Annotated in this window: 21 protein-coding genes; 16 read left to right on the top strand and 5 right to left on the bottom strand. The window is 73.6% G+C overall.

What is annotated here, in order from left to right:
- A partial coding sequence (locus RZ84_RS41050) for a LysR substrate-binding domain-containing protein (RefSeq protein ID WP_241777693.1) occupies positions 1-532 on the top strand: 532 nt, incomplete at its 5' end.
- A 165-nt stretch (positions 533-697) separates the two neighbouring features.
- Complete coding sequence (locus RZ84_RS13700) at positions 698-1,234, top strand: DUF4232 domain-containing protein (RefSeq protein ID WP_241777692.1); 537 nt, start codon at positions 698-700, stop codon at positions 1,232-1,234.
- Between the two features lie 253 nt (positions 1,235-1,487).
- On the opposite strand, the gene RZ84_RS13695 is transcribed toward RZ84_RS13700, so the two are convergent.
- A complete protein-coding gene (locus RZ84_RS13695; protein ID WP_043264554.1) occupies positions 1,488-3,410 on the bottom strand; it encodes an asparagine synthase-related protein in 1,923 nt (640 codons plus the stop codon).
- A gap of 559 nt (positions 3,411-3,969) precedes the next feature.
- On the opposite strand from RZ84_RS13695, the gene RZ84_RS13690 reads away from it, so the two are divergent.
- Positions 3,970-5,388: a nitrate/nitrite transporter gene (locus RZ84_RS13690; protein WP_043264553.1), complete on the top strand. Its 1,419-nt coding sequence runs from the start codon at positions 3,970-3,972 to the stop codon at positions 5,386-5,388.
- A gap of 240 nt (positions 5,389-5,628) precedes the next feature.
- Complete coding sequence (locus RZ84_RS13685) at positions 5,629-6,810, top strand: uroporphyrinogen-III synthase (RefSeq protein WP_043264552.1); 1,182 nt, start codon at positions 5,629-5,631, stop codon at positions 6,808-6,810.
- 60 nt (positions 6,811-6,870) lie between these two features.
- On the opposite strand, the gene RZ84_RS13680 is transcribed toward RZ84_RS13685, so the two are convergent.
- Positions 6,871-7,647 carry a class I SAM-dependent methyltransferase gene (locus RZ84_RS13680; RefSeq protein WP_043264551.1) on the bottom strand — a complete coding sequence of 259 codons (777 nt, stop codon included), beginning with the start codon at positions 7,645-7,647 and terminating at the stop codon, positions 6,871-6,873.
- Positions 7,648-7,829: 182 nt separating this feature from the next.
- Here RZ84_RS13680 and RZ84_RS13675 point away from each other — a divergent pair, with 182 nt between their 5' ends.
- The 4 genes from RZ84_RS13675 to RZ84_RS13660 all read left to right on the top strand — a co-directional run bounded on the left by RZ84_RS13675 (position 7,830) and on the right by RZ84_RS13660 (position 13,536).
- Complete coding sequence (locus RZ84_RS13675; RefSeq protein WP_043264550.1) at positions 7,830-8,438, top strand: CGNR zinc finger domain-containing protein; 609 nt, start codon at positions 7,830-7,832, stop codon at positions 8,436-8,438.
- 109 nt (positions 8,439-8,547) lie between these two features.
- Complete coding sequence (locus RZ84_RS13670) at positions 8,548-11,043, top strand: HelD family protein (protein WP_043264549.1); 2,496 nt, start codon at positions 8,548-8,550, stop codon at positions 11,041-11,043.
- Between the two features lie 531 nt (positions 11,044-11,574).
- Complete coding sequence (locus RZ84_RS13665; RefSeq protein WP_043264548.1) at positions 11,575-13,008, top strand: NAD-dependent malic enzyme; 1,434 nt, start codon at positions 11,575-11,577, stop codon at positions 13,006-13,008.
- 246 nt (positions 13,009-13,254) lie between these two features.
- On the top strand, positions 13,255-13,536 hold the full coding sequence (locus RZ84_RS13660) for an HU family DNA-binding protein (protein ID WP_004951951.1): 282 nt from the start codon (positions 13,255-13,257) through the stop codon (positions 13,534-13,536).
- A gap of 76 nt (positions 13,537-13,612) precedes the next feature.
- Here the strand turns inward: RZ84_RS13660 and RZ84_RS13655 are convergent, their stop codons facing one another.
- Both RZ84_RS13655 and RZ84_RS13650 read right to left on the bottom strand, forming a co-directional pair.
- Positions 13,613-14,284, bottom strand: coding sequence for an HAD family hydrolase (locus RZ84_RS13655; RefSeq protein WP_043264547.1), 672 nt, complete (start codon positions 14,282-14,284; stop codon positions 13,613-13,615).
- Between the two features lie 54 nt (positions 14,285-14,338).
- Positions 14,339-15,079, bottom strand: a complete 741-nt coding sequence (locus tag RZ84_RS13650; RefSeq protein WP_043264546.1) for a GntR family transcriptional regulator — start codon at positions 15,077-15,079, stop codon at positions 14,339-14,341.
- 295 nt (positions 15,080-15,374) lie between these two features.
- On the opposite strand from RZ84_RS13650, the gene RZ84_RS13645 reads away from it, so the two are divergent.
- Genes RZ84_RS13645 through RZ84_RS36535 form a run of 5 tightly spaced genes read left to right on the top strand, consistent with a single transcriptional unit; the run spans position 15,375 to position 19,723 of the window.
- Positions 15,375-16,463 (top strand): extracellular solute-binding protein, encoded by a 1,089-nt coding sequence (locus tag RZ84_RS13645; protein WP_241778046.1) that lies wholly within the window; start codon positions 15,375-15,377, stop codon positions 16,461-16,463.
- A gap of 58 nt (positions 16,464-16,521) precedes the next feature.
- Positions 16,522-17,436, top strand: coding sequence for an ABC transporter permease (locus RZ84_RS13640; protein WP_107068117.1), 915 nt, complete (start codon positions 16,522-16,524; stop codon positions 17,434-17,436).
- The gene (locus RZ84_RS13635; protein WP_043264544.1) at positions 17,424-18,368 is read left to right on the top strand and encodes an ABC transporter permease; all 945 of its coding nucleotides are present in this window, start codon (positions 17,424-17,426) and stop codon (positions 18,366-18,368) included. The genes RZ84_RS13640 and RZ84_RS13635 overlap by 13 nt, the downstream gene beginning before the upstream one ends.
- On the top strand, positions 18,365-19,432 hold the full coding sequence (locus tag RZ84_RS13630; RefSeq protein WP_043264543.1) for an ABC transporter ATP-binding protein: 1,068 nt from the start codon (positions 18,365-18,367) through the stop codon (positions 19,430-19,432). The genes RZ84_RS13635 and RZ84_RS13630 overlap by 4 nt, the downstream gene beginning before the upstream one ends.
- 57 nt (positions 19,433-19,489) lie before the next feature.
- A complete protein-coding gene (locus tag RZ84_RS36535) occupies positions 19,490-19,723 on the top strand; it encodes a hypothetical protein (RefSeq protein ID WP_078893740.1) in 234 nt (77 codons plus the stop codon).
- A 144-nt stretch (positions 19,724-19,867) separates the two neighbouring features.
- On the opposite strand, the gene murA is transcribed toward RZ84_RS36535, so the two are convergent.
- The gene (murA, locus tag RZ84_RS13625) at positions 19,868-21,214 is read right to left on the bottom strand and encodes a UDP-N-acetylglucosamine 1-carboxyvinyltransferase (RefSeq protein ID WP_043264542.1); all 1,347 of its coding nucleotides are present in this window, start codon (positions 21,212-21,214) and stop codon (positions 19,868-19,870) included.
- A gap of 294 nt (positions 21,215-21,508) precedes the next feature.
- Between murA and RZ84_RS13620 the strand changes: the two genes are divergently transcribed.
- The 3 genes from RZ84_RS13620 to RZ84_RS13610 all read left to right on the top strand — a co-directional run bounded on the left by RZ84_RS13620 (position 21,509) and on the right by RZ84_RS13610 (position 23,710).
- Positions 21,509-22,183, top strand: a complete 675-nt coding sequence (locus RZ84_RS13620) for a YqgE/AlgH family protein (protein ID WP_043264541.1) — start codon at positions 21,509-21,511, stop codon at positions 22,181-22,183.
- Positions 22,184-22,465: 282 nt separating this feature from the next.
- Entirely contained in the window at positions 22,466-23,170 is a 705-nt protein-coding gene (locus RZ84_RS13615) for a hypothetical protein (protein WP_043264540.1), read from the top strand.
- A gap of 246 nt (positions 23,171-23,416) precedes the next feature.
- Positions 23,417-23,710, top strand: coding sequence for a DUF3039 domain-containing protein (locus tag RZ84_RS13610; protein WP_026169910.1), 294 nt, complete (start codon positions 23,417-23,419; stop codon positions 23,708-23,710).
- Positions 23,711-23,784 lie beyond the last annotated feature (74 nt).

Genomic DNA, 23,784 nt, shown 5'->3' with positions numbered 1-23,784 from the left:
GCCGGTGCGGCGGGAGCCGATGGCGGTGCTGCTGCCTGCGGGCCACCCGCTGGCCGGCGGCGGTCCGGTGCCGCTGGCGCGGCTGGCCGGTGAGACGCTCTACGCGGGCGCCGGGAACCCGCACACCGCGGAGTGGACGGAGCTGGCGGCGCGGCTCTTCGAGGGGCGGGGGATCGCGGTGGCGGAGCCGTTCCCGGAGATCGAGGGGGCGCAGGAGTTCGTCCGGGTGGTGCGTAAGCGGGGGTGGTCGGTGCTGGCGAGCGTGGAGTTCATCGAGGTGCCGGGGATGGTGCTGCGGCCGGTGGTCGATCCGGTGCCGCTGTCGCCGGTGGGGATGGTGTGGCGGCGGGGGCTGCGGCACCCCGGGCTGGACGCGCTGCGAGCCGCCGCCCGGGATCTCGGTGCGCGGGACGGCTGGCGGAAGCCGCCCGCGGAGGGCTGGTGGCTGCCGGCGGCAGACGCAGCGGCGATGGGTGTGGAGACGGGTGTGACGGCGGGTGCGGAGACGGGTGTGGCGGCGGGCGGATGCTGATGGCGAGGCGGCCGGTGGCGGTTCCCGCGGGGGCCCGATGTTTACGTGACGCATATCTCTCCCCTCCGGCAGGCAACCTTCCGCGCCGAAAACCCTTCCTTACGGAAAGACATCGTGTGCGAGCGATGTATGCGAACAGGACGAACGGATTGAACAGGGGGAGTCGTGCAGCGACGTTCCGTACTCGCGACGACGATGGCCGCGCTCACCTTGACCGTCACCGCCGCGCTGGCCCTGACCGGCTGCGGCTCCGGTCGGATGGCCGCGCTGCACGCCAGCTGCAAGACGAAGAGCCTCAGTTGGAAGGTCACGGTGCTCAAGGAGGTACCGCACAGCCCGCGCCGCGAGGCCCGGCTGACGGCCGTCAACAAGGGTTCGCAGCCGTGTGTGTTCGACGGCTTCCCCACCTTTGCGGTGCATGTCGGCAAGGGGCCCGAGTCCGCCGGCAAGGGGCAGGTCCGCACCATGCCGATAGACCTGCGGCGCGGCGGGACCGTGACCACCGGCCTGCGGTACAAGGACCACGCGCCCGGCATGCGGCCCGCCGACTGCCTGGTCAGCAATGACGAGGCGACCGTCGGGGCGCCGCGCGACCACCACCAGAAGCAGATAAAGGTCCGGGACGAAAAGGGCAAGAAGACCCGGATGAACATCTGCGAGGAGACCATCTGGATGAGCGCGCCGGTCCAGGGCACCCACTGAGGCGCCGTGCCCCGGCCGGTGCCCTAGGGCCTGTCGTCACACTTCTGCCTGCCTCCCGTCTGCCTGCCGACGCTCTGCACGTACCCCCACCCTTGAACCGGCTTCGCGGGGCTCGGGCGGGGGACCCCCTTCGCCGCATCGGGCAACGACCTCAGTACTCCATACAGGGGCCGTCGCCCGGCACGCGGAGAGCAGGCACCGGACGCCGCCCGGCCGGCCCTTCGGGCGGACGACGGGAGTGTGACGACAGGACCTAGGCACCCTCCGGCGCGGCGGTGGATATCTGTCCGCCGGCGGCGGGGGCCGGCACGCTCCCGTCCGACGGGGTGTGCGGCAGGGCCGCCGGCAGGGAGCGCAGCCAGTACTCGGCGGCCAGCGTCGGGTCCAGCGGGCGCAGCGCGTCGGTGTGCGGCTGGAGGGACGTGAGGACCGGCCGCAGCGCCTCGGGGCGGATCAGGCCCAGCGCGGCCAGCCGGGAGTCCTCGCAGAGCGCGGACAGCGCCCGGCGGTGGCGGCGCAGGCCGGTGTGGACCTCCGCGCTGTGCTCTTCCTTGGTGCCGCGGCCGAGGGCGGTGCCGGGCACGATGCCGCGCATCGCGGCGGCCAGCACCGGTTGGTGGCAGCCGGTCCGGGCGCGGTCGGCGAGCCGGACGGCCAGCGCCGCCTCGATCACCGCGTCGTCCAGGAACGGCGCCTCGTACGCCACACCGTGCGCCGAGGTCAGCGCGTCGATGCCGCGGATCAGGTCGCCGGCCCGGACGGCGGCCCGGACGGCCTCGTGCTGGGCCCGCAGGGCGGCGAACGGCTCGGGCTCCGCGGCGGCGGCCTCACGCAGCAGCCGGCGGACCGTGGCGACCGCGTCCGGATGCGCCCAGGACGGCATGGCCGGCACGCACTCCCAGTCGGCGCCGGAGGTCTCGCGGCGGGCGCCGGGCGCGATCCGGTCGGCGCCGGCGGCCAGCCAGCGCGGGTAGGACCGGCCGCCGAGCAGGGCGCGCAGGGTGGCGGGCAGCGTCGGGGGGCCGAGCCGCAGGGCCCGGCGGGCCTGCCGGACGGCGGCCCGGAAGTCGCTGCGGGCGAGGGAGTTGAGCGCCACGGCCCGGAGGCCGAACAGCTCGTCGCCGCCGACGCCGGACAGATGCAGCCGGGAGCCGTACCGGGCGACCAGCTGCGCCTGGTGGACGAGCCGGGCCGCTTCCCGGACCGCGGTGAGCGGGCCCGCCGGGTCGGTGTGCGAGGGGTGCGCGGGCGGGGCGTACCAGGTGGGCGCGTCGGTGTACGGGAGGGACAGGTGCCGGCCCTCCTGGCGGACCCGGCCGAGGCGGTGGGCGCTGTGCGCGCTCCACAGGGGGTCGTCGTCGGCCGGGTCGCGGGACTCCCAGGCGGTGGTGACCAGCCCGGCCCCGTCGCGGGCGGCCAGGAAGCACAGGCTGGTGGAGTCCAGGCCCCCGGACAGGTCGGCGCTCAGGGGCGCGGACCGCGTCCGGGCGTGCACCGCCGCGCCGAGGGTCTCCCGTACGGCCTCGGCGGCGTCCGGCAGCGGCACGTCCGGCTCCGGCGGCTGCCACCAGCGGACCTCGCGGTGCCGGCCGTCGCCGTCGTAGGTGGCGCAGTGGCCGGGCGGTACGGCGTGGATCGACCGCCAGGGGGTGCGCAGCGCGAGGGGGAGCGGGGCGGCGGGGGCGAGCAGCCGGGCCGCCAGCGCCTCCTCGTCGACCGTGCCGGTGCCGGGTGCGCCGGGCAGTCCGGCCGCGGCGGCCTGGCGGGCCAGGGCGGCCAGGTCCTGCGGGCGGCTGCCCAGGACGGTGACGCCGCCGAGGTCGGTGCGGTGCAGCCGGCGGACCGTGGAGAGCGTTCCCTGGCAGCGGACCCGGGGGCCCATGGAGGCCAGCAGGAAGAAGCTGCCGGGAAGTTCGTGGCGGAGGTCGGCGAGGTCGTCCGGGCCGCTCAGCCGGCGCAGCAGTCGGGCCAGTTCGCCGGGGGTGGCGGAGGTCGTCCCGAGCAGCACCGCGCACCACGGGCCGGTGCGCGCGGTCACCAGTTCCTCGCGCCGCCAGTGCCCCACGATCCAGGGGCGGCCGGAGAGGTGCGGCACGGTGCGGGTGGCCGGGGTCCGCGGCAGGCGGGCGGTGAGCCGGTCGGTGGCGGGGTGGTCGGGGAACACCAGGAAATCCACGGGGAGTTGCCGTTCCTTGGCCTCGATGGGGTGCGACCGGGGGCCTGCCGGGGCGGGGAGGCGCCCCGGCAGGAGGGCCGCCGGCGGTTGGGGGCACCCCCAGCGTTAGCCGGGGGAGGTCAGGAGCCGCGCCGTCCGCCGGCGGTCCGCTGCTGTGTTTGGTGCATCGCATCCCTTTCTTTCCGTTCTCCGGGGAGAGCCCTGCATCCCTGCGGGGGCGGGTGTGCCGCCCCGGCAGGGGGATCCGGCCGCCGCCGGGCGGGAGGTGAGCACACCGCTTCGGCGACGGAACGTGTCGGGCTGGTTACTCCATGCGTCCGATAAAAAGGCTGGCAGTGCACCGGGCACGTGCCATTACCCCGTACGGGTGATGCGAGGGGGCGCGCGGTGCACGTCGGCGCACCGCCTTCGTGTCGTACGCCGCGTGTGTGCCGCCGCGGCTCACCGCATGCACCCGGACCGCGTGAGAGCAAGGTTTCGCGCCGGTCACCTGCTGCCACAGGGCGGAAACCCGCCGTCCCTAGCGTCGGGTGGCAGGACCCGACCCCTGGGAGGCGCGATGACGGCCGAGGCCACGGCGAAGACCCCGAGCGAGTGCGGCGGCGAGCCGCCGGGAAGGGGGCGGCGCGGCAGGCGCTGGATCGAGCACTGGGACCCCGAGGACGAGGGGTTCTGGCGGGAGACCGGGGAGCGGGTCGCCCGGCGGAACCTGGCCCTGTCGGTGCTGTGCGAGCACATCGGCTTCTCCATCTGGAGCCTGTGGTCGGTGATGGTGCTCTTCATGGGCCCGGAGTACGGCATCGATCCGGCCGGGAAGTTCTTCCTGGTGGCGATGCCGACGCTGGTGGGCGCGGTGCTGCGGGTGCCGTACACCTTCGCGGTGGCGCGGTTCGGCGGGCGCAACTGGACGGTGTTCAGCGCCCTGTTGCTGCTGGTGCCGACGGCCGCGGCGGCGGTGGTGATGACGCCGGGTACGTCGTACGGCACGTTCCTGCTGGTGGCCGGGCTGACCGGGGTCGGCGGCGGGAACTTCGCCTCCTCCATGACGAACATCAACTCCTTCTATCCGCTGCGGAAGAAGGGCTGGGCGCTGGGCCTGAACGCCGGCGGCGGCAACATCGGGGTGCCGGTGATCCAGTTGCTGGGGCTGCTGGTGATCGGGACGGCGGGGGCCGCGCAGCCGCGGCTCGTGCTGGCGGTGTACGTGCCGCTGATCGTGCTCGCGGCGGTGCTGGCCGCGCTGTTCATGGACAACCTCGGGCCGGTGGCCAACGACACCGGAGCGGCCCTGGAGGCGGCCCGCGAGCGGCACACCTGGGTGATGGCGCTGCTCTACATCGGCACCTTCGGGTCGTTCATCGGCTACAGCTTCGCCTTCGGGCTGGTGCTCCAGAGCCAGTTCGCCCGCACGCCCCTCCAGGCGGCCTCGCTGACCTTCATCGGCCCGCTGCTGGGGTCGTTGGTGCGGCCGGTCGGCGGGCGGCTGGCGGACCGGTTCGGCGGGGCCCGGATCACGCTGGGGAACTACGGGGCGATGAGTCTGGCCACCGGGGTGGTGATCTACGCGTCGGCGGTGCGCTCGCTGCCAGTCTTCCTCGTCGGCTTCATCGCGCTGTTCGTGCTGACCGGCCTGGGCAACGGCTCCACGTTCAAGATGGTCCCGGGGATCTTCCAGGCCCAGGCGGTGCGCCGGGGGCTGGCGGGCGAGGTGGCCGCCGCGTACGGGCGGCGGCTGTCGGGGGCCGCGATGGGGCTGATCGGGGCGGTGGGCGCGCTCGGCGGGCTGGGCATCAACCTCGCCTTCCGGGAGGCGTTCGGCACGACCGGCTCGGGCACTCCGGCGTTCGTCTCCTTCCTCGCCTACTACGCGCTGTGCGGGGTGGTGACCTGGGCCGTATACCTGCGGGGGGCGGCCGGCGCGGGGTCCGCGGCGCGCGCGGAGGGCGAGGCGATGCGCCCGGCGTACGCCGAGGTCTGAGGCGCGGGCGCGAATCCCGCCGCCGCGCCCCCGCCACCTGGCCGGGGGTGCGGCGGCGGCTCCGTAACCGCGGGGAAATACTGGAGGAGCTTGCCTGTCACGTGCCGTTGGCAGGCTCGGCATCTGGGCGCGAGTGCCGCCCGGGTGCCGCCGGAGCCGCGGCGCTCCCCCGGCTACCGCCGGTGGTACCCCGGCACTGGCACCGCGCACCGCCTCTCCGGGAAAAGTGGGACGGACCCTATGCACGATCAGCAGCACGAGCACACCGCGCGGCGGCACGGCGAACAGGGCGGGCCGGTGCGCCCGCTGGACGGCTTCACCGTCGGGGTGACCGCCGCCCGGCGGGCGGAGGAACTGGGTGCGCTGCTGGAGCGGCGCGGCGCGCAGGTGGTGCACGCGCCGGCGCTGCGCATCGTGCCGCTGCCGGACGACGCCGAACTGCTCGCCGTCACCCGCGCGTTGGTCGACGACGCGCCGGACGTGGTGGTGGCCACCACCGCCATCGGGTTCCGCGGCTGGATCGAGGCCGCGGAGGGCTGGGGGCTGGGCGAGGCGCTGCTGGGCCGGCTGGCCGGGGTGGAGCTGCTGGCCCGCGGCCCGAAGGTGCGCGGCGCCATCCGGGCCGCCGGGCTGACCGAGAAGTGGTCGCCGGCGTCCGAGTCGATGGCCGAGGTACTGGACCGGCTGCTGTCCGAGGACGTCGCCGGGCGTCGGGTGGCCGTCCAGCTGCACGGGGAGCCGCTGCCGGGGTTCGTCGAGGCGCTGCGGGCGGCCGGGGCGGAGGTCGTCGGGGTGCCGGTGTACCGGTGGATGCCGCCGGAGGACATCGGGCCGGTGGACCGGCTGCTGGACGCGGTGCTCGCCCGCGGGCTGGACGCGGTGACCTTCACCAGCGCCCCGGCCGCCGCCTCTCTGCTGGAGCGGGCGGCCGAGCGCGGTATCCAGCCGGAGCTGCTGGCCGCGCTGCGGCAGGACGTGCTGCCGGCGTGCGTGGGCCCGGTGACCGCGCTGCCGCTGGAGGCGCTGGACGTGCCCACCCGCCAGCCGGAGCGCTTCCGGCTGGGCCCGCTGGTGCAGCTGCTGTGCCGGGAACTCCCGGGCCGGGCGCGGCCGTTGCCGGTGGCCGGCCGGCGCCTGGAGATCCGCGGCCGGGCCGTCGTGGTGGACGGCGAGCTGCGCCCGGTGCCGCCCGCCGGGATGGCGCTGCTGCGCGCCCTGGCCCGGCGCCCCGGCTGGGTGGTGGCGCGCGCCGAGCTGCTGCGGGCGCTGCCCGGTGCGGGGCGCGACGAGCACGCGGTGGAGACCGCGATGGCGCGGCTGCGGGTGGCGCTGGGGGCGCCCAAGCTGATCCAGACGGTGGTCAAGCGCGGCTACCGGCTGGCGCTGGACCCGCACGCGGACACCGGCAAGTACGGCGGGTAGGGCCCGTCCGCCGGGCCCCGCCCTGACCGATCGGGCAGGCCCCGGGGCCGCTCCGGCCGGTCAGGAGGGGTTGCCGACCCGGATCTTCGACTGGCCGTGCGGCCGGCTCTCCCAGTCGTCCATGAAGCGAGCCTCCAGGCCGTGCTTGCGGGCCAGTCGCAGCAGGGTCTCGGTCCGGTAGTAGAAGTCCTCGCGCAGCACCTGGTGTTCGGCGCCCTCGGTGCGGTCGAAGGTGAAGTCGAAGAACCCGCCGGGGGCCAGCACCCGGCCGACGTGGGCCAGGCACTCGTCGATGACGTGGATGGGCGAGTGCGAGAAGACGCTGTGCGCGTGCACGACGTCGAAGTGGCCGGCCGGCAGGAAGTCCAGCGTCAGGTCCTGAGTAAGTGTCAGATGCGGGAGCTTGTCCTGGAGTTCGTAGGTGGCCAGGGTCCGCTTGGCGGCTATCAGGATGTCCGGCGAGATGTCGATGCCGTAGTAGTTGCCGGTGTCCAGGTGGGCGATGAAGCGCCAGCCGGCGCGCAGGTTGCCGCAGCCGATGTCGAGCATCCGGTGGCCGGGCCGCAGCCCGTGCTCCACCAGGTAGTCGAACTGCATCTCGCCCAGCGCCAGCCAGCGCTGGTGGCTGCGGCTGCCCACCGCGGCCTCGGGGCTGCGGCCGGTGTCGGAGGCCATCACCGCGCGGTAGTACGCGACATGGTCGGGGTGCTTGAGGCGCAGCCAGGTGTCGCGGGCGGTGCGCTTGACGTAGGGGGTGATGCGGGCCGGGTTGCGGACCGCGTAACCGATCTTGTGCGTCAGGCTGGCGCGGTTCTTGAGCAGCGATTTCGACGACATGCCGCCGGACTATACATCAGTGGTATACGCGTAGTGTCTAGTTGGGGTGTCCACGTGCGGTGCCCGCGAGGAGTGGCCGACGCCGCAGGGTTCCGGCAAACGGCGCGGCCGGGCACCCTGGGAAGGTCCGTGTCCGCGCTTTCCCCACCACCCGCGATTGCTCCCCGAGGAGTGACAGGCACATGGCGGCCCCTTACGACCTGCGGTTCGACTGCGGGCGGATCTGCCTGGACCTGGTGGCCACCACCGGCGGCGCCGCCGAACGGCCCGCCGGCCTTGAACGGCTCACCGGCCCCGACCAGTTGGCGGCCTGGCTGACCGGCGCGGGAGTGGTGCCGTACGGCGTCCCGCTGGACGCGGTCGACGCCCTCTGGGTCACCCGCTTCCGGGCGCTGCGCGCACTGGTGGGCCGCGTGGTGCACGCCGAACTGCGCGGCCGGGCCGCCGACGCCGACCTGGCGCAGCTCAACGCCGCGGCCGGCGCCGCCCCGCCGCCCGCCGTGCACGCCGTACGCGGGCCCGACGGCGCGCTGGCCGGCACCTTTCCCGGCCCGCCCGACTGCGCCGGGCTGCTGGCCGCGGTGGCCCGGGACGCCGTCGCGCTGCTGACCGACCCGGCCGCCCGCGGCCTGCTGCGCCAGTGCGCCGGGGAGGGTTGCTCGCTGGTCTATCTGGACACCTCGCGCGGCCGGCGCCGCCGCTGGTGCTCCAGCGAGGTCTGCGGCAACCGCGAGCGGGTGGCCCGGCACCGAAGACGGTCCAGGAAGCGCCCTGACCAGGTCGCCGTCTGAGTCAACAGCCGACCGGTTCGGTACAGATTTGTCGCTCTCTCCAGGTGCGCGCGGTGCCGGGTTCGCGTACGGTTGACGGCTGCCCTACGCACAGCAGAAGGGGGCCTGGGTGGCCGCGCACAACGCCACGCACGCACCGGACCACGCACCGGATTCCGTTCGCGACCGTGAGATCGAGGCCGAGCAGACGCACCTCGACCGCGTCTACCGGCGCCTCGAGGAGAAGATCCACGAGGCCGAGTTCCTGATGGACGACGCCGCCAAGCGCGGCCAGGTCGGCACGCCCGGCGCGCTCGCCGAGCGCGACGCCCAGGTATTCCAGGCCGGCATCCATCTCCACCGCCTCAACTCCGAGTACGAGGACTTCCTCTTCGGCCGGATCGACCTGCTCCTCGGCAAGGACGGCAAGAAGGGCCCGGACGGTGCCCACACCTCCGTCGAGCCCGCCGACGGCGCCATCCAGGACGGCCGCGCCGCCATCGCCGAGACCCTGCACATCGGCCGCCTCGGCGTGCTGGACGCGGACTACTCGCCGCTGGTGATCGACTGGCGGGCACCCGCCGCCGCCCCCTTCTACCGCGCCACCCCGGTCGCCCCCGGCCGCGTCGTGCGACGCCGGGTGATCCGCTCCAAGGGGCGCAGGGTGCTGGGCGTCGAGGACGATCTGATGCGCCCGGAGATCACCGCGACGCTGGACGGCGCCGAGCTGCCGGCGGTCGGCGACGGCGCGCTGATGGCCGCCCTGGGCCGGGCCCGCAGCCACACCATGCGGGACATCGTCGCCTCCATCCAGGCCGAGCAGGACCTGGTCATCCGGGCGCCCGCCGCCTCCGTCACGGAGGTCGAGGGCGGCCCCGGCACCGGCAAGACCGCGGTCGCCCTGCACCGCGCCGCCTACCTCCTCTACCAGGACCGCCGCCGCTACGCCGGCGGCATCCTGATCGTCTCCCCGACGCCGCTGCTGGTCGCGTACACCGAAGGCGTGCTGCCCTCCCTCGGCGAGGAGGGGCAGGTCGCCATCCGGGCGCTCGGCTCGCTGGTCGACGGCGCCGAGGCGACCGCCTACGACCCGCCGGCGGTGTCCCGCATCAAGGGCTCCGCGCGGATGCAGAAGCTGCTGCGCAAGGCGGCCCGCGGCGCACTGGAACTGGCCGCGCCCCCGGCGGCACCCGTGCCGCCCCCGGTGGCCGGGGCGCCGGCCGGCGACGACGCCCAGCTGTCCCTGGAGGACCTGCTCGCGCAGGACGCCGCCGGGGACGGCGGCCGAAGAACCGGCTCCGGCTCCGCGGCGGAACCCGCGGCGGCCGTCCCCACCCGGCTGCGGGTCGTCGCGTTCGGCGGCCGGATCGAGCTGGACGAGAGCGAACTGCGCGCCATCCGGCAGACCGCGCTGGGCGGCACCGCCCCGGTCAACCTGCTGCGCCCGCGCGCCCGCCGGCTGCTCCTGGACGCCCTGTGGGTCAGGTCCGGCGCCGCCCGCCGCTACCCGGACCCGGAACTCGCCGCCGAGGCCCGCGAGGGTTTCGACGAGGACATCACCACCGAAGCGGACTTCCAGGAGTTCCTCGACGCCTGGTGGCCGGAGCTGACCCCGCGCGGAGTGCTGGCCGCGATGGCCGACGAGCGCCGGCTCGCCCGCTGGGCGCGCCGCATCCTCAACCAGCGCGAGGTGCGCCAACTGGCCCGCTCGCTGCGGCGGCTGGACGCCACCGGGCACGGCCCGCTGTCGGTGCACGACATCGCGCTGCTGGACGAGCTCCAGCAGATCCTCGGCGCCCCGATGCGCCCGGCCCGCCCGCGCGAGGCCGACCCGCTTGACCAGCTGACCGGCCTGGACGAGCTCACCACCTACGCGGACCGCACCGCCTCCGGCCGCAGCCGCCGCGAGCGGCTGGAGGAGGAGCGCACCGACTACGCCCATGTGATCGTCGACGAGGCGCAGGACCTGACGCCGATGCAGTGGCGGATGGTCGGCCGGCGCGGCCGGCACGCCACCTGGACCGTGGTCGGCGACCCGGCCCAGTCGTCCTGGTCGGACCCCGACGAGGCCGCCGAGGCCCGCGACGAGGCGCTCGGCGCCCGCCCCCGCCGTCGCTTCACGCTCACCGTCAACTACCGCAACCCCGCCGAGATCGCCGACCTCGCGTCCCGGGTACTGGCGCTGGCGATGCCCGGCACCCCGTCCCCGAAGGCGGTGCGCTCGACGGGCCTGGAGCCCCGGTTCGCGGTCTCCGTGGACGGCGCCCCCGACACCGCCACCGATGACGAAGCGCTGGCACGGGCCACCGTCGCGGAGGCCGAGCGGCTGCTGGACGAGGTCGACGGCACGGTTGGCGTCGTGGTGGCCATGCACCGCCGCGAACAGGCCCGCGGCTGGCTGGCCGGGCTCGGCGACCGGGTGGTGGCGCTGGGCTCCCTGGAGGCCAAGGGGCTGGAGTACGACGCGACGCTGGTGGTCTCGCCCGCCGAGATCGCCGACGAGTCCCCGGCCGGGCTGCGGGTGCTCTACGTCGCGCTGACCCGCGCCACCCGGCAACTGACCGTGCTCTCCACCGGACCGGACCAGCCGGACGCCGCCGGGGTGCCCGACCTGCTGCGCGACTGACGCGTACGGCGGGCCGGCCGGCCCCCCCGCAGCCTTCAGGGCAGAGGAGGCGCCCCGCGTCGCGCACCGCCGTACGAGGGGTCTTCAAAACGGCCCAGCGGGACGGGATTCGCTTCCCGGGATGGTTTGTTAGCCTTGGTGACGGCACCGGCTCGATCCAAGCCCCCGGGCCCAACCATCGTCGCTACGAGCGACCACTTGCCGCGAGGCGAGCATGGCGGGTCGGTGTCGTAAGCAGCGACTGCGGGCGCCTCTTCTCCGGGAGAGGCGCCCGCAGTCGTTTCCGCCGCTCCCGCCGCCGGCGTCGGCTCCGCCGGGGTGCCGCTCGCGCGGCCGGCCGGTTCCCGTTCCCGGAGGGGCTTCCGCTCGACCGATCTTCTCTCGTATGGTGGAAGAGTCTTTCCGGAGTTTGTAGCTGGTTACCGTGTACCGGCTGGTAGGTGGGACGATCGGACGACGCGCTCCGGCCCGGGCACCCCCGAGTACCGGAGTCGCCGAGAGAGAAACCAGGGAAAGCAGAGGAAGTCGGCCATGGCAACGGCGCCTAGCGTCTCGTATTCGATGACGGTGCGACTGGAGGTTCCCGCGAGCGGTACCGCCGTCAGCCAGCTCACCACGGCCGTGGAGTCCTCGGGTGGGTCGGTGACGGGTCTGGATGTGACCGCGTCGGGGCACGAGAAGCTGCGGATCGATGTGACGATCGCGGCGACGTCGACGGCGCATGCGCAGGAGATCGTCTCCGAGCTGAGCGGTATCGAGGGTGTGTCGCTGGGCAAGGTCTCCGACCGGACGTTCCTGATGCATCTCGGTGGCAAGATCGAGATGTCGTCGAAGCATCCGATCCGCAACCGTGACGATCTGTCCATGGTCTACACCCCGGGTGTCGCCCGGGTCTGCCAGGCGATCGCCGACAACCCGGAGGACGCCCGCCGGCTGACGATCAAGCGCAACAGTGTCGCGGTGGTCACCGACGGTTCCGCGGTGCTGGGGCTGGGCAACATCGGTCCGAAGGCCGCGTTGCCGGTGATGGAGGGCAAGGCGGCCCTCTTCAAGCGTTTCGCGGGGATCGATGCGTGGCCGCTGTGCCTGGACACGCAGGACACCGATGCGATCGTGGAGATCGTCAAGGCGATCGCCCCGGGTTTCGCGGGCATCAATCTGGAGGACATCTCCGCGCCGCGCTGCTTCGAGATCGAGGCGCGGTTGCGTCAGGCGCTGGACATCCCGGTCTTCCACGACGATCAGCACGGCACCGCCATCGTGGTGCTGGCGGCGTTGACCAATGCGCTGCGGGTGGTGGGGAAGAAGATCGAGGATGTGCGGGTGGTGATGTCGGGTGCCGGTGCGGCCGGGACGGCCATCCTCAAGCTGCTGCTGGCCGCCGGTGCGGGGCATGCGGTGGTGGCGGACATCCATGGTGTGGTGCATGCCGGTCGGGCCGATCTGGTGGATGCCGGTGCGGATTCGGCGCTGCGCTGGATCGCGGACAACACCAATCCGGACGGGGTGACGGGGACGTTGAAGGAGGCGGTGGTGGGGGCGGATGTCTTCATCGGTGTCTCGGCGCCGAATGTGCTGGATGGTGAGGACGTGGCGCGGATGGCGCAGGGTGCGATCGTGTTCGCACTCGCCAATCCGGATCCGGAGGTGGATCCGGCGATCGCGCGGCAGACGGCCGCGGTGGTGGCGACGGGGCGTTCGGATTTCCCCAATCAGATCAACAATGTGCTGGTTTTTCCCGGGGTCTTCCGTGGTCTGCTGGATGCGGCCTCGCGTACGGTGAACACCGAGATGATGCTGGCGGCGGCCCGCGCGCTGGCCGAGGTGGTGCTGGACGACGAGGTCAACCCGAACTACATCATCCCCAGCGTCTTCAACGAGAAGGTCGCGGGTGCGGTCGCCGGGGCGGTCCGGGACGCGGCGAAGGCCGCCGACCCGGCTGTGACGGCCGCCACGACGCTCTGAGTCCGGCGCGTCGCGGGTCACGCCGTCAGTGGGCCACCCATAGGGTGGCGGGTGACCCTCCAGGGTGCTGGATTGGCTTTACCGCCGCAGGTGGGGGCAGGATGCTCTCCCAAGGACATTGTCCAGGGGGACCCCAGGCGCGAGGGAGCTGAAGGACGGACCCGGTTCCGCGGACCGTTCGAGGGCCCTGGCAGCATCGGCTTCGATCTCACGCCTCATTGGCAAGAAGAACACGGGAGTACATACATGAACCGCAGTGAGCTGGTGGCCGCTCTGGCCGATCGCGCCGAGGTGACCCGCAAGGACGCCGACGCCGTTCTGGCCGCGCTCGCCGAGACCGTCGGCGAGGTCGTCGCCAAGGGCGACGAGAAGGTCACCATCCCCGGCTTCCTGACCTTCGAGCGCACCCACCGTGCCGCTCGCACCGCGCGCAACCCGCAGACCGGTGAGCCGATCCAGATCGCGGCCGGCTACAGCGTGAAGGTGTCCGCGGGCTCCAAGCTCAAGGAAGCCGCCAAGGGCAAGTAAGGCCCTTCCTACGGCACAGAGGGCGGCCACCCCTTCCCCGGGGTGGCCGCCCTCTCGTATGCCGCCTACGGCGCGCTCAGGCGGCCCGGGGGAACGGCAGGTCGGCGAGGTCCACGTCCTCCAGCGACGCCACCACCGCCGTACGGGGGCCGGGGACGATGCCCGGCACCGTCGGCACCGCCAGCAGCCGGCAGCCCGCGGCCAGCGCGGCGGCGGCACCGGTGGGGGTGTCCTCGACGGCCAGGCAGCGGGCCGGGTCGACGCCGAGGCCGGCCGCGGCGGCCAGATACGGATCCGGGTGCGGCTTGCCGCGCGGCGCCTCACCGGAGGTCACCGACAGCGCGAAGCGGTGCGCCCCCAGGGTGCGCAGCACCAGCTCGGCGACATGCCGCTCCGACGCGGTGACCAGGGCCGCCGGTATGCCGAGCGCCCGGGCGCGGTCCAGCAGCCGCAGTGCGCCCGGCTGGACGGCGACCCCGGCCGCCACCCGGGTGGTGAAGTCCCGGTCCAGGAGGGCGGCCGTCCGGGTGACGCCGAGGCGGATGCCGTGGTCGCGCACCAGGCGTGCGGCGGCGTCGCCGACCGGCGCGCCGGCGAACGAGGTGACCGTCTCGTCACCGGCCGGGGCGCCCTGGTCGCGCAGAAAACCGGCCACCGTCGCCAGCCACTGGTGCTCGGTGTCGACGAGGGTGCCGTCCATGTCGCACAGCAGGGCGGCGGGCAGCGCGCGGTCGGGGGGAGTGGGCATGCGGACTCGCTGTTCGGTAGAGGGCGGGGTGTACGGGGGCGGACGGGTGCGGGGTCAGCCGGCCGGGGTCCGGGCCAGGGGGTTGGCCTGGGTGGAGTTGCGCACCGTGAAGACCACCGCGCCGGGGCGGTAGCGGTCGTCGGAGGTCTCGACCGGGCGGCCCTCCGCGGTGGTCGTCGTACGGCGCACCCGCAGCAGCGGGCTACCCCGTCGCACCCGCAACTCCCGGGCGTCGGCGGTGCCCGCGGCGACCGCGTCGAGATGGTGCTCGCCGTGCGCGAAGACCAGGCCGTGGGAATCGAGGAGCGCCTGGGTGACCGACTCGCAGTCGGCCGGCAGGGCCTCGACGGCCTCGGCGATCCAGTCCGCGTAGACGGTCCGCTCCAGCAGGACGGGCGCGCCGTCCAGCGTTCGCAGTCGCAACACCCGCAGCACCCCGGCGCCGGGCGCCAGCTGGAGCAGCGCGGCCTCCCCGCGGTCGGCGGCGCCGCGCGCGGACTCCAGGACCCGGCCGCCGGGGGAGTGGCCGCCGGCCCGCGCCCACTGGGCGAAGCTGCGCAGCTCGGTGAAGCTCTGGCTGGGCGCGGTGCTCAGCACGATGTGCCGGGCGCCCTGGCGGGAGCCGATCAGCCCCTCGGCGAGCAGCGCGGCCAGGGCCTGGCGGACCGTGCCGCGGGAGACGCCGTGGGCGGCGGCCAGTTCGGTCTCCGAGGGCAGCGTGCCGCCCACGGGGAGGTCGCCATCGGTGATCGCCCGGCGCAGGGCCTCGGCGATCTGCTGGTGGCGTCGGGTCAACGGGGCTCCTCGCGGGTCAGATCACTGTGCACAGGATGGCCTGTCCACGCAGGTACGGGGTATGCGTCTAACCGCTCTGCGAAGCTCTAAACCTTTTCCATCATAACGCTTATGACCTGCGGTTTTATTGTTCATGAGGGGTTGGTGCGAGGGACGTCTTGAGGTTAGTTTGTCGGGGCTTACTGACGGCGGCTTGTTCATACAAGTGGCGAGCCGAAGACCCAGGAGTACCGACGTGAAGCCCACCCGACCGGCCCGCCGGCGTCGCGCGCTCGCCGCCTGCGCCGCCGCCCTCGTGGCCGCCCCGGCCGCCGCCGGCTGCGGCTACGCCCCGGCCGCCGTCACCAGCAAGGCGGCCACCGCCCGGTCGGCCGCGGACCTCGGCGGGATGGCCGCCCTCGTCAAGGCCGCCAAGAAGGAAGGCCGGCTCAATGTCTATGCCCTCGCCCCCGATTGGGCGAACTACGGCGAGATGATCCGGACCTTCGAGCGCAAGTACGGCATCCGGGTCCACAACGAGAACCCCGGCGGCACCAGCCAGCTCGCCCTCGGCGCCGCCGACAAGCGCCGCGGCCAGGACCGCGCCGTCGACGCCCTCGACCTCGGCACCGCCTTCATGCGCAACGCCCGCGGCAAACGGCTGCTCGCCCCGTACAAGGTCGCGGAGTGGCAGCACGTCCCCGCCGCCCAGAAGCAGGCCGACGGCGCCTACCTCGACAACTACGGCGGCTACGTCTCCATCGGCTGCGACGCCAAGGCCGTCAAGCGCTGCCCGACCACCTTCGCAGAACTCCTCGACCCGCAGTACAAGGGCAAGGTCGCGCTCAACGGCAATCCCACCGAGGCGTCCGCGGCGTTCTCCGCGGTCTTCGCCGCCGCGCTCGCCAACGGCGGCTCCCTCGACGACATCCGCCCTGGCCTGGACTTCTTCCACAAGCTCAAGCAGCGCGGCAACTTCGTCCCCGTCCAGTCCTCCCTCGCCACCATCCGCAAGGGCGAGACCCCGATCTCCGTCGACTGGGACTACCTCAACCTCGGCTACGCCCGCGACCTGAAGTCCAAGGGCGTCGACTGGCACGTCGCCGTACCCTCCGACGGCCAGTACGCCCAGTACTACAACCAGGGCGTCAACGCCTACGCCCCGCATCCCGCCGCCGCCCGGCTGTGGCTGGAATTCCTCTACAGCCCCGAAGGCCAGAACATCTGGCTGCGCGGCTACTCCCGGCCCGTGCTGCTCGACCGGATGGAGCGCGACGGCACCGCCGACAAACCGGCCGCCGCCCGCCTGCCCGCCGTCCACGGCACCCCGAAGTTCCCCACCCCGGAACAGGAGGACGCCGCCAAGGTGGCCGTCACCGAGGGCTGGGGAAAGGCCGTCGGCTGACCCCAACTCCCCCCGCATTCCCGCCCGCTGGCCCGCCCCCTGGAGAAACCCCCCGCGTATGACCGACCACCCCGATCACACCGCAGCCTCCGCGGACACCGGCCCCGCCGCCGGCCGCCGCCGGGCCCGCCGACCGGGCCGCCGCCACTGGCCCGCCGTCCTGCCCTTCCTCGCCTTCCTCGCCCTCTGCTTCGGCCTGCCGGCCGGCGCCCTCGTATACGGCGCGTTCACCGCCACCGACCCGGCCACCGGCACCGCCCACGCCACCCTGGCCAACGCCCGCCAGTCCTGGTCCGGGATCTACGCCACCGGACTCGGCGGCAGCATTCGGCTCTCCCTGGTCTCCGCCCTGCTGGCGACCGTCGCCGGCACCCTCATCGCGCAGGCCGTGGTCTCCTCCCGCCGCCCCGCGCTCCGCAAGGCCGTGGTCGCCGCCTCCGGCGTACTGGCCAACTTCTCCGGCGCCCCGCTCGCCTTCGCCTTCGTCGCCACCCTCGGCACCACCGGCACCCTGACCCGGCTGCTCGCGCTGTCCGACGCCGGATTCAGCCTCTACAGCTCCACCGGACTGGTGCTGGCCTACCTGTACTTCATGATCCCGCTGATGGTGGTGACCGTCCTGCCCGCCCTCGACGGACTGCGCACCCAGTGGCAGGAGGCCGCCGCCTCCTGCGGCGCCACCCGCGGCCAGTTCTGGCGGCACATCGGCATTCCCGTCCTGGCCCCCTCCCTCCTCGGCGGCGCGGTACTGCTCTTCGGCACCGCCTTCGCCTCGCACGCCACCGCCGCCGTCATGGTCGGCAGCTCGGTGCCGCTGATCACCGTGCAGATCTCCAACGCCCTGGCCGGCAACGTCCTGACCGGCCAGGAGAACCTCGCCCTGGCCATGAGCCTCAACATGGTGCTGATCGCGCTGCTGGTGATGGCCGTACAGATACCGCTGCAGCGGAGGAGCGCCCGATGGCTGGGATGACGACTACGGCACAGGGCGCACCCGCGCGGCCCGGGGACGACGGTGCGCGGCACGGCGACGACGGCGCACGGCCCGGGAGCGGCGCACCGGGCGCGCGCCGCGGCGGCCGGCGCCGGCTCCCCTACGGGCGCCTCGCCGTCCTGTCGACGGCGCTGCTCTACTTCCTCGTCCCCGTCGCCGCCTCCGTCTGGTTCACCGTCGACGACCCCGTCAAGGGCCTCACCCTCGACGTCTACACCGGCCACCTGATCTCCGCCGACATGGCGGGCAGCCTGCTGCTCTCCGTCGAACTGGGCCTGGCCACCGTCGTGCTGGGGCTGCTGCTGGTGGTCCCCGCGATGGTCGTGGTCCACCTGCGGCTGCCCCGGCTGCGGCCCCTGCTGGAGATCCTGTGTATGACGCCGCTCGTCGTACCGCCGATCGCACTGGTCGCGGGCGTCAACACGGTCCTCTCCTGGGCGCCCGACCTGGCCCGTACGCCGTTCTACGAGACCCTGATGGCCCTCCAGAACGAGAACTTCCCGCTCGTCCTGGTCCTGCTCTACACCGTCATGTCGCTGCCGTTCCTCTACCGCTCCCTCGACGCCGGACTGCGCGCCGTCGACCTCGCCACCCTGGTCGAGGCGTCCCGCAGCCTGGGCGCCTCGCGGCTGGTGACGCTGTGGCGGGTGGTGCTGCCGAACCTGCGCGGCGCGGTCGTCGGCGGGGCGGTGCTCAGCCTGGCCATGGTGCTCGGCGAGTACACCGTCGCCTCCGTGCTCGGCTACCGGCCGTTCGCCGTCTGGATGGTCGAGGTCGGCGGCCAGGACGCGGAACTCGCCGGCGCCGCCGCCATGCTCAGCCTGCTCCTCACCTGGGGGCTGCTGCTCCTGCTCACCACCGTGGCCGGCGGCCGGGCCCGCCGGACCCGCAAGCAAAGGAAGAACGCATGACCGTCCCGCTGCAACTCCGAGGACTGCGCCGGGAGTTCGGCTCCACCACCGCCCTCGACGGCCTCGACCTCGACATCGCCGCCGGCGAGCTGATCGCCCTGCTCGGCCCCTCCGGCTGCGGCAAGACCACCGCACTGCGGATCATCGCCGGCTTCGAGACCGCCGACAGCGGCGCGCTCCTGATGGGCGGCGAGGACGTCACCGCCATACCGGCCAACCGCCGCGACATCGGCATGGTCTTCCAGTCCTACAGCCTCTTCCCCAACATGACGGCGGCCGACAACGTCGCCTACGGGCTGCGGGTCCGCAGGACCCCCGCCGCCGAACGGACCGCCCGAGCCCACGAGTTGCTGGACCTCGTCGGCCTGCCCGGCCGCGCCGGCCACTACCCGCACCAGCTCTCCGGCGGCCAGCAGCAGCGCGTCGCACTCGCCCGCGCGCTCGCCATCCGCCCCCGCGTACTCCTCCTCGACGAGCCGCTGTCCGCCCTGGACGCCAAGGTGCGGCTCACCCTGCGGGAGGAGATCCGCCGCATCCAGCTCGAACTCGGCATCACCACCGTCTTCGTCACCCACGACCAGGAGGAGGCGCTGTCGATGGCGGACCGCGTCGCGGTGATGCGTGGCGGCCGGCTCGAACAGTGCGCTCCGCCGAACGAGCTGTACGAGCGCCCGGCGACCCCGTTCGTCGCGGAGTTCGTCGGCACCATGAACCGGCTGCCGGGCACGGTCCGGGAGGGCGGGGTGGTCGAACTCCTCGGTCGCCGGCTGCCCATCCACGGGACGGCCCCGGCGGCGGGCCGCGCGGTCGACGTACTGCTGCGGCCGGAAGGTCTCGCCATCCGTACGGACGCGGACGCGGAGGGGACGACCGCGACCGTACGGGTGGCGACCTTCCTGGGGCCCACCACCCGGCTCCACCTCACCACCGAGTCCGGCGTACCGGTCAAGGCCGACCTGCCCAGCTGGGAGGCGGCCGACCTGACGGCGGGCGCCCGCTGCACGGTGGTTCCGCACGAGAAGCCGGTCCTGGTGGCGGAACGGGCCGGGGAAGCGGTGGGGTGATCTGCCCCCGCCCCCACCCCCCTCTCCCCCTTCGGGGGAGGGGGCGGGGGAGGGTGTGTGGGTGGGGGGTGCGGCCGGGTCGAGGAGCCGTGGAACCGGCATGTCGGGTATCGGGAGTTGTACCGGCGGCTCGATCTCGTGCGGGCGGGACTCAAGGCCCGTACCGCGCGGGTGGACGCGCTGACCGAGGAGGACGCGGCGGAGGTGCTGCGTGGTCTGGGCGAGTGCGTCGACGCGATGCATGCGGCGGGCGGCGATGTCCCGGACCGTCCTTCGGAGGACGCGGTGTGAGGGCGCGTGGGGGAGGCGGCGGGGCAGCGCCGACGCCCCCATGGGAGCAAGCGGGCAACAGGTGGCGGCACCGGCGGGTCCGTGTCAGCCGCGTGCCCGCCCCGACCGTGCGCCCGCCTCGGCCGCGTGCCGTGCCGACCGATCTCAGCTCCGGAGCGACCCGTTGGGGAGTTCGACCTTGGCGCCCAGTTCGACGAGCTTCTCCATGAAGTTCTCGTAGCCGCGGTTGATCAGGTCGATGCCGTGGACGCGGGAGGTGCCCTGGGCGGCCAGGGCCGCGATCAGATAGGAGAAGCCGCCGCGCAGGTCGGGGATGACCAGGTCGGCGCCCTGGAGCTTGGTGGGGCCGGAGACGACCGCGGAGTGCAGGAAGTTGCGCTGGCCGAAGCGGCAGGCGGAGCCGCCCAGGCACTCGCGGTAGAGCTGGATGTGCGCGCCCATCTGGTTGAGCGCGGAGGTGAAGCCGAGCCGGGACTCGTAGACCGTCTCGTGGACGATGGACAGGCCCGAGGCCTGGGTGAGGGCGACCACCAGGGGCTGCTGCCAGTCGGTCTGGAAGCCGGGGTGGACGTCGGTCTCCAGGGCGATGGCGTCGAGCGAGCCGCCCGGGTGCCAGAAGCGGATGCCCTCGTCGTCGATCTCGAAGGCGCCGCCGACCTTGCGGAAGGTGTTCAGGAACGTCATCATCGACCGCTGGTGCGCGCCGCGGACGTAGATGTTGCCCTCGGTCGCCAGCGCCGCGGACGCCCAGGAGGCGGCCTCCAGGCGGTCCGGGAGGGCGCGGTGGGTGTAGCCGTCGAGCTTGTCGACACCGGTGATCCGGATCGTCCGGTCGGTGTCCATGGAGATGATCGCGCCCATCTTCTGCAGGACGCAGATGAGGTCCTCGATCTCCGGCTCCACGGCGGCGTTCGACAACTCGGTGACGCCCTCGGCCAGTACGGCCGTCAGCAGCACCTGCTCGGTCGAGCCGACCGAGGGGTACGGCAGCCGGATCTTGCAGCCGCGCAGCCGCTGCGGGGCCTCCAGGTACTGCCCGTCGGCGCGCTTCTCGATCTTCGCGCCGAACTGGCGCAGCACGTCGAAGTGGAAGTCCACCGGCCGGCCGCCGATGTCGCAGCCGCCCAGGCCCGGGATGAAGGCGTGGCCCAGCCGGTGCAGCAGCGGGCCGCAGAACAGGATCGGGATCCGCGAGGAGCCGGCGTGCGCGTCGATGTCCGCGACGTTGGCGCTCTCCACGTGCGACGGGTCGAGGACCAGCTCGCCCGGCTCGTCCCCCGGACGCACCGTGACGCCGTGCAGCTGGAGCAGTCCGCGCACCACCCGTACGTCACGGATGTCGGGCACGTTGCGCAGCCGGCTGGGACCGCTGCCGAGGAGCGCGGCGACCATGGCCTTGGGCACAAGGTTCTTCGCACCGCGAACCCGGATCTCGCCCTCCAGCGGGTTGCCGCCGTGGACAAGCAGTACGTCGTCAGTAGAGACGGTCATGGATCTCGCGTTCCTGGAGTCGGTCAGGGCCAGGAGAAATGGTAAGGGCGGCCGAGGGGGTGCCCGTATGGCTGTGCAGGGTTCCGGCGTGTAATGGCTTTGCCACAACACGCTCCGCTACGATCCGGCTTTGATGCGTAATCGTCTTTTGACGGAAAACGCGCTGAATGTCTGGAATGCGGTATCCGGCGCGAACCTCGTGCGCCGGTGCTGCCGCCGTACGCCCTGCCCTGCTCTCCCAACGGTCCCGGGGTTGACTCCCCGCTCGGGGCAGAAGTGCGGGATCATGTGGCCATGACCGAGGTGTCCTCGCTCACAGGCCGGCTGCTCGTCGCCACACCCGCACTCGCCGACCCGAATTTCGACCGCGCGGTGGTGCTCCTTCTCGACCACGACGAGGAGGGCTCCCTCGGTGTGATCCTCAACCGCCCCACGCCGGTCGGCGTCGCGGACATCCTCGCCCCCTGGGCCGAGCTCGCCGGCGAGCCGGGGGTGGTCTTCCAGGGCGGCCCGGTCTCGCTGGACTCGGCCCTCGGGGTGGCCGTGGTGCCCGGCGGGCCGCCCGGCGAGAGCGGCGTGCCGTCCATGGAGGGCGGCGCCCGTACGGACCGCGCGGGCGGCGACCCGGCCGGGGCGCGGGCCATGGGAACGGCCGACGAGCCGGCGGCCGGGGACGAGCCGCTGGGCTGGCGCCGGGTGCACGGCGCGATCGGCCTGGTGGACCTGGAGGCCCCGCCGGAACTGCTCGCGGCGGTGCTCGGCAGCCTGCGGATCTTCGCCGGGTACGCGGGCTGGGGGCCCGGCCAGCTGGAGGACGAGCTGGTGGAGGGCGCCTGGTACGTCGTCGAGTCCGAGCCGGGCGATGTCTCCTCGCCGGACCCCGAGCAGCTGTGGCGGGCGGTGCTGCGGCGGCAGCGGAACGAACTCGCGATGGTGGCCACGTATCCGGACGACCCGTCGCTGAACTGACCCGTTGCTGAACTGACCCGTCGGTGTACCGACCCGTCGGTGTACCGACCGGGGCCCGGCGCGGGCCGCTTCGCACGGCGCGCACGCCCCGTTACCCGCCGGGTGGTGCGCCCGGGAGCGCACCGGGCACTTTGTGACGGCTTCGTCATGGGGAGTTGTCGGACCCCGTCGCTATCGTTCGTCGTGTCAGGTAACGGTGCGCGGTCGCTTCCCCGAGCTCAACTCCGTGCGAGCAGGGGACACCCCAGTCGGGGCCGCGCCGGACGGACGGGGGAGTGCGCCATGCACAGGCCGAGCGTGCCCGAGGACCTGGACCACCCGGAACGGCTGTGGGTGCGGGCCGCGACGCTGGCGGTGGTGGCCGCGGCCCTGGACGACTGGGACGAGTTCTCCTGGGGCCCCGACGGGCTGCGGTGCTCGAACGACGGCGGCGCCTACTGGTGGCGGCTGAAGCTCCACGGCGACGGCCGGGCGGTGCTCTGCGGCCAGGACTCGGACGGCAGTTGCACGCACAGCGGCGACCGGCAGATCGACTTCCTGGCCGGCGGCCCCGAGTGGCTGCCCTGGGAGCGGCTGCGGGACGACGCCCGGGGGAACCTCCTCGGGTTCGCCTACTGGTACGAGAACGGTGCCTGGGCGCGCGCCCCGTATCCGGCGGCGATGCCGGACGACGGGCTGGCGATGGCGATGAGCTGGGCGGCGCCCGGCGACGCGGCGGTCGACGCGATCGTCGAGCACCTGGTGGCGCGGACCGAGACGGAGGTCGACGCGGCGTCCGCGGTCCGATCGTTCCTCGCCGCGGCCGGGGCCCGCACGGTCGGCGCGCAGGACATATCGGCGCTGCTGGACGCGGTCTGCGGCCAGGACTGCTGGTACGCGATCCGCCCGGCGGCCGGGTTGGCGTTCGCCGCGGAGCTGGGGCTGACGGCCGGCGACCGGGGCGGTGTGGCGGTGGACCGGGGCGGTGTGGCGGTGGCCGCGCCGTAGGGGGCTTAGGGGTCTCTTCGAGGTGGCCGCGCCGTAGGGCCGGTCCGGCGGGTTGGGGGCGGACCGGCCGCCTGTCCGGCGGGTCGGGGGCGGACAGGTCCCGGCGGCGGGGGTCTCCTGTGGGGCTCCGGCCCGTTTCGCCGCGGTCCGGCCCGGCGGCCTGGGTGGCGGCGGCCGGCGCGGCACTGCACCCGGCGGCGGGCCGACGCTCCCCGCGCGCGCCGCGCGTGAGTACCCTTGGCTGTTATGAGCACTCTTGAGCCCGAGCGCGGGGCAGGTACGGGGACCCTCGTAGAGCCGACACCGCAGGTGTCGCACGGCGACGGTGACCACGAGCGCTTCGCCCACTACGTCCAGAAGGACAAGATCATGGCGAGCGCCCTCGACGGCACCCCCGTCGTGGCGCTCTGCGGCAAGGTCTGGGTCCCGGGTCGCGACCCGAAGAAGTACCCGGTCTGCCCCATGTGCAAGGAGATCTTCGAGTCCATGGGCGCCGGCGGCGACAAGGACAAGGGCGGCAAGGACGGCGGCAAGAAGTAGCCGCAGGGCCTGCGCCCCGGGCCGGTTCGCCGGGCCCGGCGTGTGCCCGCCGTGCCTCCGGGCCCGCGTGCCCC

Source organism: Streptomyces sp. CT34, assembly GCF_000805335.1.
Lineage (GTDB): Bacteria > Actinomycetota > Actinomycetes > Streptomycetales > Streptomycetaceae > Streptomyces.
The sequence above is the reverse complement of the archived record's forward strand: the minus strand, read 5'-3'. Positions and strand labels throughout refer to the sequence as shown.

Bases quoted from the DNA above. Each gene is read 5' to 3' on its own strand.
- RZ84_RS13690 (WP_043264553.1), top strand. From the start codon at position 3,970: ATGACGGCCGAGGCCACGGCGAAGACCCCGAGCGAGTGCGGCGGCGAG.
- RZ84_RS13685 (WP_043264552.1), top strand. From the start codon at position 5,629: ATGCACGATCAGCAGCACGAGCACACCGCGCGGCGGCACGGCGAACAG.
- RZ84_RS13680 (WP_043264551.1), bottom strand. From the start codon at position 7,647: ATGTCGTCGAAATCGCTGCTCAAGAACCGCGCCAGCCTGACGCACAAG.
- RZ84_RS13675 (WP_043264550.1), top strand. From the start codon at position 7,830: ATGGCGGCCCCTTACGACCTGCGGTTCGACTGCGGGCGGATCTGCCTG.
- RZ84_RS13665 (WP_043264548.1), top strand. From the start codon at position 11,575: ATGGCAACGGCGCCTAGCGTCTCGTATTCGATGACGGTGCGACTGGAG.
- RZ84_RS13660 (WP_004951951.1), top strand. From the start codon at position 13,255: ATGAACCGCAGTGAGCTGGTGGCCGCTCTGGCCGATCGCGCCGAGGTG.
- RZ84_RS13655 (WP_043264547.1), bottom strand. From the start codon at position 14,284: ATGCCCACTCCCCCCGACCGCGCGCTGCCCGCCGCCCTGCTGTGCGAC.
- RZ84_RS13640 (WP_107068117.1), top strand. From the start codon at position 16,522: ATGACCGACCACCCCGATCACACCGCAGCCTCCGCGGACACCGGCCCC.
- RZ84_RS13635 (WP_043264544.1), top strand. From the start codon at position 17,424: ATGGCTGGGATGACGACTACGGCACAGGGCGCACCCGCGCGGCCCGGG.
- RZ84_RS13630 (WP_043264543.1), top strand. From the start codon at position 18,365: ATGACCGTCCCGCTGCAACTCCGAGGACTGCGCCGGGAGTTCGGCTCC.
- murA (WP_043264542.1), bottom strand. From the start codon at position 21,214: ATGACCGTCTCTACTGACGACGTACTGCTTGTCCACGGCGGCAACCCG.
- RZ84_RS13620 (WP_043264541.1), top strand. From the start codon at position 21,509: ATGACCGAGGTGTCCTCGCTCACAGGCCGGCTGCTCGTCGCCACACCC.
- RZ84_RS13615 (WP_043264540.1), top strand. From the start codon at position 22,466: ATGCACAGGCCGAGCGTGCCCGAGGACCTGGACCACCCGGAACGGCTG.
- RZ84_RS13610 (WP_026169910.1), top strand. From the start codon at position 23,417: ATGAGCACTCTTGAGCCCGAGCGCGGGGCAGGTACGGGGACCCTCGTA.